Genomic DNA, 14,194 nt, shown 5'->3' on the forward strand with positions numbered 1-14,194 from the left:
CGGTGAAGGGATGCCCGTCCGACCACTTGAGGCCCGGATGCAGCTTGAACGTGTACTCCTTGCCGTCCGCCCCGATCTCCCAGCTGTCGGCAACATTCCCAATGATCTTCTTGAACGTCGGATCCCAACGCACGAGGTTTTCGTAGCCGCAGAGCTGGTACTGGGTGGCGCCCGTGCCGTAGCCGCTCGCCTGGGTCGTCAACCGCCACTGGCCGCCGTACGTGCCCAAGCGGTCCAGCGGCTGGACGACCACCGGATCCGGCGGCAGCCGTTTCGACAGCTCCGGAAGCTTGCCTTGCTTGACCAGCTCGGCAAGCATCGGTGCCTCCTTCGGTTTCGGCCCACCGCTGCTACCGCCACCGTCGCCCGAGTTCTTGGGCTGGGTAGAGAGCACGTCACAGCCGGCGCTCACGGCCGCCGCCACCACCGCACCACCGGCACGGAGTACATCGCGCCTACTCAGATCGAAGGACACACCTGGCTCCTCTCTGCGGTAGTGCGATGAGTACTACGTTCCCACTCGACCGTCAATGCTGGTTCGGAGTTCTCCCAGCGCCACGATCATGGTTGCCACGGCCAATAGTTGCCGTCACCACGAACCGCTGTCTCGTCGCTCCGACGGTGTAGCCGCAGTTCGCACGGTCGTCGAGGTCGCGGAAGCTAGCCCGTCGCCCCACGTGAGGAAGTGAGGGTCGGAAAGTCGTCGCGAAGGGTGATACCCAGACCGGGTGCGGTGGGGGCGTTCAGGTGGCCGTCCGTGAGGATCGACGGCCCGTCGACCACCTTGTGGAAGTAGCCGATGGTCGGATCGTGCTGGACGCGTACGGTCTCGGCCATGTACGCGTTGGGGATCGAGGTGAGCAGGTGCGCGGCCGACCACAGGTTGACCGGCCCGGAGTTGCCGTGCGTGGCCAGCGGCACCCCGTGCAGTTCTGCCAGGTCGGCGACACGCTTCGTCTCGGTGATCCCGCCGCACCAGGTGATATCGCTGATCACGACGTCGACACCGCCGTGCTCGATCAGCCGGCGAAGCTGGTGCCGGGTCTGCAGCCGCTCTCCACCGGCGATCGGCACGGTGCTCTTCTCACGCAGCCGGACCCATTCCTCGGTGTTGTCCTGTGCGATCGGATCCTCGATCCACCGCACCGGCAGCCCATCCAGCGCCACGACCACCTGCGCCGCGACGTTCGGGCTCAACAGGCCGTGTGCCTCGACCATCACCTCCATGCGGTCACCGAGTGCCGCGGCGATCTTCTCGATACCGGCGACGCCCTCCGCCAACTGCTCCTTGGTGATCAAGGCTCCGCGGGACGGCACGATGAAGCGCTCGAACGGCGCTACCTTCATGCAGGTGATCCCCGCAGCCAACAGTTCCTCGGCCAACCCCACCGGGTCGCGCCGCGCTCGCTCACCATCGGAGTTGCCCGCGTACGCACCACACGTGTTGTAGATGGGTACGGATTCGCGCACCGGGCCACCGAGCAATGAGCCGATCGGTTGGCCTGCGAGCTGGCCGCGAATGTCCCACAGCGCGATGTCGAGTGCCGAGATCGCCCGCGACTCCGCGCCGGCATAGCCGTGGTACGCCGACCAGTCGAACATCTCGTGCCAGTGCAGCGTCGACCGGCGAGGGTCGGCACCGATGAGAAACCGCTCCGCGAGGTCGCGCAACACCCCGATCGTGCGCACGTCGGCGGTCTGACCGAGCCCGGTCACTCCCTCATCCGTACGCACCAGCACGAAGACGAACGGGCGGGAAAGATTCAGGTCCGGCACGACCGTCTCCACCGCGGTGATCTTCATATCCCTCTTCCTTTTGAAGCACTGGCCCGGACACTTGAAGCACTGGTCCGGACACGCTAGCCAAGCCGCTCACAGTCATGGAGCTTCCCGCCGGATCGGGCCAGCGGCGGTCGCCAACCGCCGGAACTTCTGGCCATCGAGACCTCACTCGGCCTCGTCGCCTTGCCCGGGGATCGGCCACGTCTCGAGCTGTGGCTGCTCCGCCACATGAGTGGTGTCCGTGGCCGGTTCCAGTCCTGGACAACCTGCCGGGCAGTCCTTGACCGGGTCCTTTTTTCAATGTGACGATCTTCGTTTCCGTTGGCACTCACGGACCTAACGGAGTTAGAGAAGGTGCCATCGCTGTCGGCACAGGCATGACCACCATGGTGGGTGGACTCTTTGGATGGGGTGCTAGCTACATGGGACTAGCGAACCGGCGACCGGCGAGGCGAGACGTACTGCGATTCGGCACGGCGGCGACGGCGATGCTAGCCGTTCCCGGGTGCGACCTGTTGTCCACCGATCCGGAGGGCGGAGGCGGCGGCGCGTCAAGCAAGAGCGGCGCCAAGGAGGCACCTGACCTTGCCGCGTTGGTGAAGGACGGGAAGCTGCCCCCACTCAAGCAACGGCTCCCGAAGGAACCGCTGGAGGTGCAGCCCACCGACCGGATCGGGCGGTACGGCGGGCAGTGGGACACGTTCCTCACCAGTGTCGCCGCCGACCCGCACCTGGTCGGGTGTCTGTCGTACGAGCCGTTGGTGCGATGGAATATCGAGAGCACCGGTGTTGTCCCCGGGATCGCAAAGGAATGGGACGTAAGCGAGGACACGCGCGAGTACACCTTCCATCTTCGTGCGGACATGAAGTGGTCGGATGGCGAGCCGTTCGGCGTCGACGACATCGTCTTCGCCTACGAGGATGTCCAGAAGAACAAGGACTTGTTTCCGGTATTCACGACGTGGCTCACGACCGCCAGGCAGCCGGCGACGCTGGAGAAGATCGATGACGTGACGTTCAAGTTCGTCTTCGCCGAGCCCAACGGAATCTTCCTGGAGAACATCGCCGCCAGCGGCACGGTTCTGACCTCCCTACCTCGTCACTACCTGGAGAAGTTCCACCCGAAGTACAACCCCGATGCGGAGAGTCTCGCGAAGGACGAAGGTTTCGCCAACTGGATGGAACTGTTCGGCGCACGTGGCGGCCTGGGTCCCGGCAACCTCGGCTCATGGCAGAACCCCGAGCTGCCAACCGTCTACCCCTGGAGAATCGTCCAAGGGATCGGCGAAGGCAACCGCCTCGTCGCCGAACGCAATCCGTTCTACTGGAAGACCGACCCCAACGGTGCCCAGCTGCCCTACCTCGACAAGGTCGTCATGGAGATCGTCGAGGAGCCCAACGTCTCCACCCTGCAGATCACCGAAGGGCGCTACAGCGTCATCACGCCCGGAATCGCCACCCTGCAGAGCAAGCCGGTGTTCGCACGAGGGCGGCAGGCGGGTGGATATCACTTCGTCGACATGGTCGAGGACCGAATGAACTTCGGTACCTTCGTCTTGAACCACAACCACAAAGACCCGGCGATGCGGGCAGTGTTCCAGAACAAGGACTTCAAGATCGGCCTGTCGTACGCCCTGAACCGCAAGGAGATCGTCAGCCTCATCATGAAGGGCCAGGGTGAGCCCTGGAACACCTCGCCGCGGCCGGAATCGAAATACTTCTACGAGCCGCTCGGTACGCAATACACCGAGTACGACCTGGACAAGGCCAACGAGCACCTTGACCTGGCTGGGTACAGCCAGCGAGACGACGAGGGGTTCCGGCTTCGCGACGACGGTAAGCGCTTGGGCTTCAACCTCCAGGTCCGAGTCAACTTCAACCCCGCATGGGCCGATATCGCCGAACTGGCCGGGCGTTACTGGCGCGAGGTCGGTGTCGACGCGCGCGTCGAGGTGGTGGCGGCCGAGTTGATCTTCGCCCGCATCGACGCCAACGATCACGAGGCCATCATGGATGACGGTGACGGTGGCCTGATTCCGTACCTGAATCCCGGTTGGTACCTACCCGCCGCCGGATCGTCGATGGCCATAAGGTGGGCTCAGTGGTACGACTCCGGCGGCGCGGAGGGCGAGGAGCCGCCGGCACCGCAGAAGCGCCAGATGGAGCTGTTCGACCAGGTGAAAGCCACCCTCGACGAGGCCGAGCGGGTCGAGCTGTTCACCGAGATCCTCAAGATCGCCGCCGAGGAGTTCTACGTCATCGGGACCGCACGGACGACCCAGCAGTACAACATCGTCCAGAACGACTTTCACAACGTCCCGGACCCATTCCTCGACGGGAGCAGTTATCCCGAGCCAGGGCCGACCAACCCCGAGCAATACTTCCGCGAATAGGCCAGCGCGCCGAAACCCGTGGTGGTGCACGACGCGATCCAGGCTTGACCGTTCGCCCACTCCTCGGCGTGCAAGCTGCGTGCCCGTCGTGCATCGATCAGGCAGGCGTTGACGCATCGGGGACGTCATGCTTGTATACGGGCAACGTGTCGAGGGGCGCGTCGAGACTCGCCGGAAGGCTAGAAGCCACCCCACCAGACGTTGGATCAGCGTGGGTACCTCACCGCCGCTCTGAACCACCCGTGCGAGTCCGGGTACGAGAGCGAGTAGCAGTGAGAGTCCTGCCCGACACTCCGAATCTCGACTTCCTCCGTCAGGAAGCCAAAGACCTCCTCGTCGCGCTGCGCGAGACCGATCCGACGGCCGCCCTTTCCGACGCGCAACGCGCCGTCGCCGACCAGTACGGCTTTCGGACTTGGCCGGACCTGAAGGCCGAGGTCGAGCGCCGGCGCTCGATGCCGCCGACGGCCGACCCGGGACTCGCCCGCGACCTTGCTGACGCGTTCGATCTTGGTGACGTCAAGGCGCCCATGACACCGATCTCGTACGCATTCATGGGCCGGCGGTGGCGGCTGGAGACGGAGCGGGGCGTGTGGCTGGTCGGACCCGTCTTCGACTGGATCGGGAACGACCAGGCCTCTCGCGCGACGGAGCTGCGCGAGCGAGCACGTGCTGCGGGTGTCCTCGCCCCCAAGCCCGTCCGCGCCGCTGACGGTGCGCTGGTCCGGCGCGTCGGCGGGAAGAGCTGGCGAGTCGATGAGTGGATGGAACTCGGCCCTGAGGTTCTGCAGCCAGTGCGTTCATCGGTCGCGCGGCAGGTCGGCCGGACTCTGGCGACGGTGCACGAGGTGGCGATGCCCAGCGACCAGGTGTTCACACCGTTCGCACCGGGGCATCTCACGTACCGCCACTCAGACGCGGAGTGGGATCAGCTCATCACCGGAACGTCCGCGGCGGGCAAGCCCTGGACAGACGACTTGGTTCGCCTTCGAGAAGGCACGCTGAGCGCGCTCGAGTCCGTCCCTTTCCGACCGGCCGTCGAGCCGCTGGTGGTCAGCATCGCCGACCTCAACATCGGATCGGTGCGGATGGCACCCAACGACGAGCTGGCCCTGGTCCACTGGGACTTCGCAGGCCCGCACCGACCAGAGTGGGAGCTCGCTTACGTCCTCGTGCATTGGACGGTGTCCGGTCCGGCTAATCCGGGCACCGCGCGAGCGCTCGTTGCCGGCTACCGCGACCGGGCCGGTGCTGTCCCGCCGCTCGACCTCTCCTCGTTCTGGCTCACGATCACAGCGCACCTCAACTGGACGTACGACCAGTTCTGCACGGCGCGGGGCGCCATCGGCGACGAGAAGCGAGCCTACGTTGAGGCCGAGGTACAGCAGCTGATCGCCGACCAGCTCACCGTCACCAAGATCGAGCAACTCCTCGAGGAGCTACAGCCCCTGACGTAGACGCGCCGCGATCACCGTGTGCGGGAGGAGCCCAGCGGCCGGTCGGGGCGGGGGCCGCTGGGTGCGCGCGGTCGGTATGTTGCGTGTGTGGCTTGGTCGGGCGCTGAGGCGGTTGTGGAGACGTGCGGGTGAGCGGCGTCGGATTGCTGGTTGCCGGTACGACTTCTGATGCCGGTAAGTCTGTGGTGACCACGGCGCTGTGCCGGGCGTTCGCGCGGCGCGGTCTACGGGTGGCGCCGTACAAAGCGCAGAACATGTCGAACAACTCGATGGTCACCGCGGAGGGCGCCGAGATCGGCCGGGCTCAGTGGGTGCAGGCGGTGGCGGCGGGCGCGGAGCCCGAGGCGGCGATGAACCCGGTACTCCTCAAGCCGGGCAGCGACAGAAGCAGTCACGTGGTGGTGATGGGCCGCTCGGCGGGCCGGTTGGAGGCGGGGGAGTTCGCGGTCGGGCGTCAGCACCTTGCTCGCGCGGCGTTCGATGCGTTCGATGACCTTCGCGGTCGGTACGACGTTGTGGTGTGTGAGGGCGCGGGAAGTCCTGCGGAGATCAACCTGCGCGTGGGCGATTACGTCAACCTGGGGTTGGCTCGGCATGCCGGTATGCCTGCGGTGGTGGTCGGGGACATCGATCGCGGAGGCGTGTTCGCGTCCTTCTTCGGCACGGTCGCGTTGCTGGAGGCCGCCGACCAGGCGCTGGTGGCAGGCTTCGTGGTGAACAAGTTCCGCGGTGACGTCGGTCTGCTGCGACCTGGCCTTGTCGACCTGGAGCGGATGACCGGCCGTCGGGTCTACGGCGTGCTGCCGTGGATCCGCGACCTGTGGCTGGACGCGGAAGACGCCCTGGCATTGGAGGAACGGGCGCGTCCCGGCGGCGTCGGTGGCATGGATGGGTCCGTCGGGGACACGCTGCAGGTCGCTGTGGTGCGGTTCCCGCGGATCAGCAACTTCACCGATGTCGACGCTCTTGCCGTGGAGCCTGGTCTGGCGGTGCGCTTCGTCGACGACCCACGGAGTCTCGCCGGCGCCGATGTCGTTGTGCTGCCGGGCACCCGCTCGACGCTGGCCGACCTGGAGTGGCTCCACCAACGCGGGCTGGCACGAGCGGTTGCCGACCATGCGGCAGCGGGTGGGGTCGTTCTGGGCATCTGCGGCGGTTTCCAGATGCTCGGCCGCAGTATTACTGACCCCGACGGTGTGGAGGGTCGGGCCGGCGCCGCGGTGTCCGGGCTCGGGCTGCTCGATGCCGACACGTGCTTCGAGGCCCACAAGGTGGTGCGGTTGTGTTCCGGAGAGGCACTGGGGGCGCCGGCGTCGGGTTACGAGATCCACCACGGGCGGGTCACCGTGTCCGAAGGTGAGGCGTTCCTGGGTGGAGCCCGCCGCGGCACGGTCTTCGGCACCCTGTGGCACGGGATCTTCGAGGCGGACGCGCTGCGGCGGGCCTGGCTCACCGAGGTCGCCCGCCTACGCGGAGCGGACGGGTTCAAGCCCGGCAGCGCGTCGTTCGCACAGCTGCGCGAGGAGCGGATCGACCGACTGGCGGACACCGTCGAGGAACACCTCGATGTCGATGCCCTGCTGGCCCTTGCCCGAAACGGCGCACCGGCGGGCATCCGTACCATCCGGGGTGGCATGGCGTGAGGCGAGTGCCTCCGGGTCCGCACCGTCGACGTTGCGCTCAGCCGATGGCGATCTCGCCGTGGTCGGGAAGGTCGTAGAGCTCGAGTTCGTACACCGCGTACATGCTCCACGTCGTGTAGTTGGCGTCGTTGATCTTTATCCGAAGGTGCGTCACGTTGTCGAGCTCGGGAAGGTCGGCGGCCACCGACTCCATCACGCCGTCGTCCTCATCCCGTGCCCATCGGAGCTGGACGCCCCGCGCCACCGTGGTCCAGGTCGATCCGTCGGTGGACGTCTGGACGTCGACATCGGTGATGCCCTGCAGGACTCCGGACGGCGTCTGCATGACGAGGGTGTTCATGCTCTGCGGCTGGTCCCAGGTGGTCACGATCTCGTGGGGGAACGGATGGGCGTCGGTGTAGCCCTGTTCGGCGGCGAACATCGTTCCGGAATCACCGTCGACCATCTTCTGTGGACCGTAGACCACGCCGCCCTCACCCGAGCGGGTTGCGGACGCGGTGATGGTGGAGTACGACCTCGAGACGTTGGTGCCGGGTGTGTTCACAGCGCCCTTGACGAACTCGACCGTGTAGAGCATCGAGGTCGTGCCGTCGCCCGCGGTCGTACGAATGCGAAGGGTGCTCTTGCCTACCGGCACATCGACAGTGACCGTGGTGCCATCAGTCACCTGCGTACCGTTGATCGTGAGCGAGCCCTCGGGGTCGGTCAGCGACGGCGTGACGGTGACCGAGTCCCTCTCCTCGGGAATGAGGAGTCGATAGGTCGTGAGTCGACCGTCGAAGACGTAGTCCCTGACACCAGGGATGTCGAGGCTTTCCAGCGACGCGTCGCCGTGCTGTTGGCCGGGATGCAGGTGGACGCGTAGCCCGTCGAGGCGGAGCTCCTTGCCATCGAGATTCACGACCCTGATCGTGTGCGGCACCCCGGCGGCCAGGTCGCGTGCCCGGAACACCGTGGCGTAGTCGTACCGCACGGCTTCGTACAGGTCGATGATCTCGGGTTCCCCGCCGTCGACGGATATCGACACCTTTCCCGACGTCGTGCCCTTCTCGACGATGAGGTCGATTCCGGACCCGTCGAACGTGTACGCCAGTGCGTCGTCGGCGGTTTCGCTCATGGTGACCGCACCCAGGTAGGCGTACTGCCGCTTGCGGGAGAACCAGTCTCCGTCGTAGGTGAGGGAGGTGTCGGTGTCGTCGACCAGGTACGTCGAGGGCACTTCCTGGTCGGGGTAGGGACTCGTCGGGTCGGGGAAGTCTCCGGCGTCCACACCGGCGGCCGCCTGGACCACGTAGTCGTGAAGAGTCTTGATGTACGCCGGATCGAGCGTGTACTTCCGCGGGTCCTCCGGGCTCACGGCACTGTCGGCGATCCTCCGCGCGAGTTCAGGGTCCTTTTGCTGCAGCTGGTGCAGGAGTTCGTAATCCTCCAGGCCGTCGCGGTGTGCCTCGTAGCGCAGGCTGCTCTTCACCGTCAGGTGTTCCTTGTCGGGATAGACGATGTAGGAGTCACCGTTCCAGGGGCCGACGTACCATGCGTTCCACGCCCAGTGCAGGTGCCCTTGCACGCCTTGGCGTTGGAGGTTCCAGAAGAGCAACCGTCCGGTCAGGGTCGGTTGCGACCAGAACCGGTTGAGCCACGGCGGCGTGTTGACCTCGCAGGTGTACACCCACAGGTCCTGCCCGGCTGCCTGCTGTGCCTTGTACTCCTCCTTCTTCGCCTCGAAGGCCGGGGTCAGCGGCACCCAGGTGTCGACGTGATCCTTGGTCTGCTCACCGAGCAGGATCCCGTTGGGATCGGCGTCCATCGTGCGGAACTCGGCGCCGGTCTGCGCGTTGATCTGCTTGATCTTCCTGGCGACGTAGGTCCACCAGTTCTTCTGGGCGTCCGTGATCGGTTCGTCAAGGATGTGCTGGTACCACGTGCCGCCGTCCGGTCCGGTCCAGCCCTTCTCCTGCAGATGCTGGTTCAGTGCGGTCAGATAGTTCTCGAGGTACGCATCGGTCACGGGCAGCTCGTCGGGGAGTTCGGTGTTCCACGAGGCGTCCGGCTTCTCGCTGTCGGGCATCTTGTTGAGCGTGTGGATCAGGTGCTGGTTGGCGAAGGCCGTGATGCCGTGCCGGCGGAAGGTCTCCACGTAGCGGTCGAAGAGTGACCAGTCCAGATCGTCGGGAACTCCCTCGGTGAACTCGGAGAGCTCCGTGCCAGTCGCCTGGAGGAGCAGGTCGGTGCGTATCCACACCATGGTGGTCCGGTAGTCGGCCAGTGTCTGGGCGAAGTTGTCCATGAGCGTGAACCACTTGTCGCTGTAGGTCTTTACGCCGTAGTAGTGCTGCCCCACGTCGTAGGCCTGGCTGCCCTCGCCGTTCCACCTCAGCCCGTCCCAGGTGAAGCCGTTCGTCATCGTCCAGTGGTACTGATCGATGGTGGCGTCGGAGGTGGCGGGAACCGTGACGTCGAAGACGCTGACCCGGATGGGGACGACGCGGTTTCCGCGCGTGGTCTCGACAGTGACCGTTCCCTCGTATGCTCCGGGTGTCGTACTGGTGGGCACGTAGCTCGTAACGAAGATCGGTTGGGTGGAGTTTGCGTCCACCTTGACCGTGCGGTCGTTCGAGAGCGGGTCGGGCAGTGCCGACTGGGGATAGAGCTGTCGGCCCACCCGGTCGGGGAAGAACGCGTTCGGCTGGACGGTCGCGTTGTCTTCGTACTCCTCGAAGCGATGCCGCAGATGCTTGTTGTCGATGACCTTGCCGCTGGCGGAGACGAGGTTGGAGAACCGCACCCTGCTGATCGTCAGCGGTTCGATGCTCCGCAGCGCGATCTGGGCGCTTTCGTACTCGTTCCGCGCCGAGACGACTCGGATGGCGTCTCCTGCGTTCTGCGGGAGGGTGCTGGTTCGGTAGATGGTCCTGAGCGCGTTCTCCACCCAGACGTCGAACCTTGCGCTCTTCGCCTGCGCGAGGGGGCCCAGGGGGAGCAGAAGGAGTCCCATGACGATGATCAGGGAAGGGGCTCTGGTCCGCATCGCTGTCCTTCCGGAGGCGGATCCGGCCCGAGGACCAGCCGCCGCATTCACTCAGCCGAACGACGAGATGACGAGGAGGGGTTGCGCGACAAGGGTGGGACGCATCCGGATAATAAGTCAAGGGTTCCATGAAAAAATGGTTGCTCCGGGCCTCACCCCGCCAGGACCATAGGGTGACGCCGACAGCGCCGGAGAGGAGAGGTGGATGTCACGCGCCGAGTCGGCGACGCCGCCGCTGCTGCGTCGCCTCAATGCCGGGCGGGTCCTCGACGTACTCCGCTCCGGTGGGCCGCTCAACGTCGCGGAGCTCGCCGCCGAGGCCGGCCTGTCGCGCGTGACCCTCGACGCCGTCGTCGAGGACCTCATCGGACTCGGACTCGTGGCGGAGGTCCCGAAGTCGGCGACCGATGGTGCGCGAGGACGGGGACGCCCGCCTCGGCGGCTCCGCTTCCGCGCGGAATCCGGCTACCTCCTCGGCGTGGACATCGGGGCACACCGGCTCGAGGTCGTCGTCACCGACCTGCTCGGCGCCGTCGTCGGAGGTCGAGAGCGCTCACTGGACCCGGCCATGAGCCGGCCGCAGCGCCTTCGCGCGGCGCGTCGGATCGCCGCATCGGCCATGGACGACGCCCGCGTCAGCCCGTCCGACCTTCGAGCCATCGGTGTGGGAACGCCTGGAATCGTCGACAGCCAGACCGGCACCGTGACCTACTGCAACGCCATGGCGGGCTGGTCCGGTCTCTGTCTGGCGGCCGAGTTCGGGCGCGGCTTCGACTGCGCCGTCGCCGTCGAGAACGACGCGAACCTCGCCACTCTGGGTGAGTGCTGGCAGGGCGCGGCGCACGGCGTCGACGACGTCGTACTCCTCCTGGCTGGTGATCGGATAGGTGCCGGGATCGTCATCGGCGGCGAACTCGTCCGCGGCAAGCGCGGCGGCACCGGCGAGATGACTTTCCTCGGGCTGCTCAGGAACACCGCTTCGTCTGAGTCCATAGAGGAGCTCCTCCGGGCTGTCGTCCGCACCGAGGTCGACCAGCTGATCTCGCGCCGACAGGTCCAGGGCGAGCCGGTCCGTACTCTCCTCAGAGGCCTTGCACCGCTGCACGGCGTGCAGGTCGACGACCTCGACAGGACCCTCGCCGCCGCGCAGCGCCGCCAACGGGCCGCCGTCCGCCAGGTGGAGACCGCTATGGAAAGGACCTGCGCGGTCGCCATCGTCATCACCACGCTGGTCAGCCCGGAGCTGTTCGTCATCGGCGGAAACGCCTCAGCCTCCGGGGACATCATCCTTCCGGCCATTCGTGCGGCACTGGACGGTGTCTCGGGGCCAGGGGTCGAGCCTCCTCAGGTCGCCGTCTCGACGCTCGGAGAGCGGGCCGTCGCGCTGGGCGCGATACGTAAGGCCCTCGACCTCGCGGTGCCGCACCTGCTCGATGCGCAGGGATGATCCGCGCGGCGCGGCGTTGTCGGTTCCGATGCCGCCGACCCTGATCTGCCTCGACGCATCGCTGACGCCTCGAAGAACTCGGGACGTATCGCTTTGACAGGCAAGTGACGACTTGCCTATGGTGGGTGTTGCGGCGGACGGGACGCCGGCCTGGTCGAGAGCCGCCGGGAGGGCCGCGACAAGGTCCATCGACAGATTGCGTACTGGGCGAGGCGCCTCAACGCTCTCGAACCACACCTCAAGGAGAACTCATGACCGAACCCACCGCCTACGGAACTCTGGAAACGATCGACGGTCGCTCAGCGCTGCGCTTCGAGCGCACACTCGCCCACCCGATCGAGCGCGTGTGGCGGGCCGCCAGCGTGCCAGCAGAGCTCGAGCGTTGGTTTCCGGCAGCCGTCGACTGGACGCCGGAGGTGGGCGAGACCTTCGAGGCCGCCGGCGCGACCCTTGAGGTGACCGAGGTCGATGCACCCCATCGCCTGGCTTGGGTCTACGCCGGCCAGCCGCAGAGTTTCGAGCTGACCACTCAAGAAGGTGGCTGCCGGTTGATCTTCACCCACGTCATCGACGACCCGGCGCTCGCAGCGCAGACCGCAACCGGCTGGGAGACCTACCTCTCGCGGCTCGAGCCCCATCTCGTCGGTGAGCACCTCTCTGAAGAGGCCGCACACGAGCAGTGGGCGGAAATTCACGAACGCTACGCCGAGCGCTTCGGGGTCGACCCGACGCCGGGACGGCGCTTCGCGGCGGCCCTGCGTCAAGTCACGTGACGTCCGAGTCCACCACTGCGTGGTCGGCGAGCCACGACATCAGCGGCCGCAGGTCCTCGAACGCCGCGAGCACGTGGTCGACCGCCTCCGGGGTGTGCAGCCATCCGTCACATCCGAGTGGCCGCCCGGCGGACAGTGTGCGGTGCCGTAGCAGGTCGGCACGCGGATGGTCGGCCGGATAGCCCCGCGGAACCCGTTTCATCACGTCGCCGGTGATGTCGTAGCCCCGCGTCCGCAGTGCCTCGACGATCGTCACCAGGGCGGACCCGGACGTGTCGTCGGCGACCGCCGCCCGGAAGGCCTCGCGCTCGGGACCGAAGTACCACCCGCCACCGTGGACGTGCAGCCCGTCGAGGTCGAAGATCACGCCGAGCTCGACGCCGCACTCGATCAGGACGCGCGCGGCCTGCCGCTGCCAAGGCCAGAGCATGATGCGAAAGCCCCACACCGAGAAGTCGTCGTAGGTGGCGTCTGCGTCGGCGACGTCCTGGAGGAGGGCGATCATGGGCCGGCGTACCAGCTGTTCCCGCTCCTTGCGAAGGGTCTCCCGGAAGGCCGCCGGAGGATCGCCCTCGAGCTTGAGCAGCACGTCGAACGCCTGCTCCGGCCAGCCGTTGAAGCGTCCACTCATAGCGCCACTCTGCCACCGCCCACCGACGTCCCCACCACGCTGCGGCGAGCCTGCCCACAGGCAGCGGGGGAGCGCTCGCCTAGGGTCACCGGCAGCTCGGCTCGTTATCCTCAAAGACGGTGGCCAAGACGCCGAGCAGCATGTCGGCGTCGGTTCAACTGGCGTTCCGCTGATCTCGTTGAGTCGGCCTGATGGCGGGTGCGGAGGTGGCCTCATGGGTCGTTACGTCGGAGAGGATCTGCGCCGGCATGCCCATCGCAGGGTGGCCGGTGAGCTGCGCGCCTTGGCCGACCGCATCGAAGCCGGCGACCTGCCGGAGGCCGGCACTGCTGTCGACCTGGCCCGCAAGATCGAACGGATGGTCAAGGAGCAGCGTCCGGCCAAGAATCCGGGGGAGCGGACGAAGCAGGCTCGGGCATTGGCGGGAATGTTGTCCAAGCGCACCGGTGCCAAGGTTCGCTTGTTGTACCACGCGGGCAGAGGCGGATCGACGAGGATCGGCACCTACACGGTGGAATGGGCGAATGGACCTACCTCCACGACGATCCGCCAGCTTGTCACGGAGGTCGCCGGCCAGGTGCCAGCGCTGGATGTCAAGCAGCTGTCGTACAGCCGTAGTCACGGGACGCGCGTGGAGGTGGCGTGCCTGCTACGCCATTTCGACGCGCATCCCGAGGAGGGCCGATCTGTCAGCTTGCGGCGAAGCGTAGGGCACGGCAGGGAAGGCAACGGGCTGGACCGGTTCGCTCGTGAGGTCGCGCGCGACGTCGAGTATCCGGAGCGCATCGACGAGGAGACGGCCCGCCGGGTCAAGGCGGTCTACTCACTGGACAGCCATGGACGGGTCGATGGCATCACGCCGACGACGGACGCGTGGTTGAAGCTGGGCGATCACCTCACTTCCCATGGATGGCCCGCGACCCGTGCGTGGCTGGATGAGATCGCCGCAACCGAAGGCGATGGGAAGCCAAGGTCTGATGAGACCACCCGATATCCGGAGTGACATCGCGTCCCTTGCCGCGTACCTGCCTGAACGCTCG

The 14,194-nt window shown here is 66.5% G+C and carries 10 protein-coding genes; 6 read left to right on the plus strand and 4 right to left on the minus strand.

Translation table 11 applies throughout. The features are described from left to right. Both ABN028_RS30895 and ABN028_RS30900 read right to left on the minus strand, forming a co-directional pair. A partial coding sequence (locus ABN028_RS30895; RefSeq protein ID WP_349699054.1) for an ABC transporter substrate-binding protein occupies nucleotides 1-475 on the minus strand: 475 nt, incomplete at its 3' end. A gap of 185 nt (nucleotides 476-660) precedes the next feature. Further along, nucleotides 661-1,803 carry a mandelate racemase/muconate lactonizing enzyme family protein gene (locus ABN028_RS30900; RefSeq protein ID WP_349699055.1) on the minus strand — a complete coding sequence of 381 codons (1,143 nt, stop codon included), beginning with the start codon at nucleotides 1,801-1,803 and terminating at the stop codon, nucleotides 661-663. A 401-nt stretch (nucleotides 1,804-2,204) separates the two neighbouring features. Here ABN028_RS30900 and ABN028_RS30905 point away from each other — a divergent pair, with 401 nt between their 5' ends. The 3 genes from ABN028_RS30905 to ABN028_RS30915 all read left to right on the plus strand — a co-directional run bounded on the left by ABN028_RS30905 (nucleotide 2,205) and on the right by ABN028_RS30915 (nucleotide 7,275). Then, nucleotides 2,205-4,175, plus strand: coding sequence for an ABC transporter substrate-binding protein (locus ABN028_RS30905; RefSeq protein WP_349699056.1), 1,971 nt, complete (start codon nucleotides 2,205-2,207; stop codon nucleotides 4,173-4,175). 272 nt (nucleotides 4,176-4,447) lie between these two features. Next, nucleotides 4,448-5,632 carry a phosphotransferase enzyme family protein gene (locus ABN028_RS30910; protein WP_349331318.1) on the plus strand — a complete coding sequence of 395 codons (1,185 nt, stop codon included), beginning with the start codon at nucleotides 4,448-4,450 and terminating at the stop codon, nucleotides 5,630-5,632. A gap of 128 nt (nucleotides 5,633-5,760) precedes the next feature. Then, entirely contained in the window at nucleotides 5,761-7,275 is a 1,515-nt protein-coding gene (locus ABN028_RS30915; RefSeq protein ID WP_349699057.1) for a cobyric acid synthase, read from the plus strand. A 37-nt stretch (nucleotides 7,276-7,312) separates the two neighbouring features. Here the strand turns inward: ABN028_RS30915 and ABN028_RS30920 are convergent, their stop codons facing one another. Continuing rightward, the gene (locus tag ABN028_RS30920; protein ID WP_349699058.1) at nucleotides 7,313-10,270 is read right to left on the minus strand and encodes a glycoside hydrolase domain-containing protein; all 2,958 of its coding nucleotides are present in this window, start codon (nucleotides 10,268-10,270) and stop codon (nucleotides 7,313-7,315) included. 238 nt (nucleotides 10,271-10,508) lie between these two features. On the opposite strand from ABN028_RS30920, the gene ABN028_RS30925 reads away from it, so the two are divergent. Both ABN028_RS30925 and ABN028_RS30930 read left to right on the plus strand, forming a co-directional pair. Then, on the plus strand, nucleotides 10,509-11,750 hold the full coding sequence (locus ABN028_RS30925) for an ROK family transcriptional regulator (RefSeq protein WP_349699059.1): 1,242 nt from the start codon (nucleotides 10,509-10,511) through the stop codon (nucleotides 11,748-11,750). A 251-nt stretch (nucleotides 11,751-12,001) separates the two neighbouring features. After that, nucleotides 12,002-12,523, plus strand: a complete 522-nt coding sequence (locus ABN028_RS30930) for an SRPBCC domain-containing protein (RefSeq protein ID WP_349699060.1) — start codon at nucleotides 12,002-12,004, stop codon at nucleotides 12,521-12,523. On the opposite strand, the gene ABN028_RS30935 is transcribed toward ABN028_RS30930, so the two are convergent. Continuing rightward, a complete protein-coding gene (locus ABN028_RS30935) occupies nucleotides 12,516-13,154 on the minus strand; it encodes a DUF2461 family protein (RefSeq protein ID WP_349699061.1) in 639 nt (212 codons plus the stop codon). The two genes, ABN028_RS30930 and ABN028_RS30935, sit on opposite strands and share 8 nt — an antisense overlap. Nucleotides 13,155-13,368: 214 nt before the next feature. Between ABN028_RS30935 and ABN028_RS30940 the strand changes: the two genes are divergently transcribed. Beyond that, nucleotides 13,369-14,157: a hypothetical protein gene (locus tag ABN028_RS30940; protein WP_349699062.1), complete on the plus strand. Its 789-nt coding sequence runs from the start codon at nucleotides 13,369-13,371 to the stop codon at nucleotides 14,155-14,157. Nucleotides 14,158-14,194 lie beyond the last annotated feature (37 nt).

This window comes from Actinopolymorpha sp. B17G11 (assembly GCF_040196095.1).
GTDB lineage: Bacteria > Actinomycetota > Actinomycetes > Propionibacteriales > Actinopolymorphaceae > Thermasporomyces.

Coding starts and splice junctions, on each gene's coding strand:
- ABN028_RS30920 (WP_349699058.1), bottom strand. CDS start 10,270: ATGGGACTCCTTCTGCTCCCCCTGGGCCCCCTCGCGCAGGCGAAGAGC.
- ABN028_RS30940 (WP_349699062.1), top strand. CDS start 13,369: ATGGGTCGTTACGTCGGAGAGGATCTGCGCCGGCATGCCCATCGCAGG.
- ABN028_RS30900 (WP_349699055.1), bottom strand. CDS start 1,803: ATGAAGATCACCGCGGTGGAGACGGTCGTGCCGGACCTGAATCTTTCC.
- ABN028_RS30925 (WP_349699059.1), top strand. CDS start 10,509: ATGTCACGCGCCGAGTCGGCGACGCCGCCGCTGCTGCGTCGCCTCAAT.
- ABN028_RS30930 (WP_349699060.1), top strand. CDS start 12,002: ATGACCGAACCCACCGCCTACGGAACTCTGGAAACGATCGACGGTCGC.
- ABN028_RS30905 (WP_349699056.1), top strand. CDS start 2,205: ATGGGACTAGCGAACCGGCGACCGGCGAGGCGAGACGTACTGCGATTC.
- ABN028_RS30935 (WP_349699061.1), bottom strand. CDS start 13,154: ATGAGTGGACGCTTCAACGGCTGGCCGGAGCAGGCGTTCGACGTGCTG.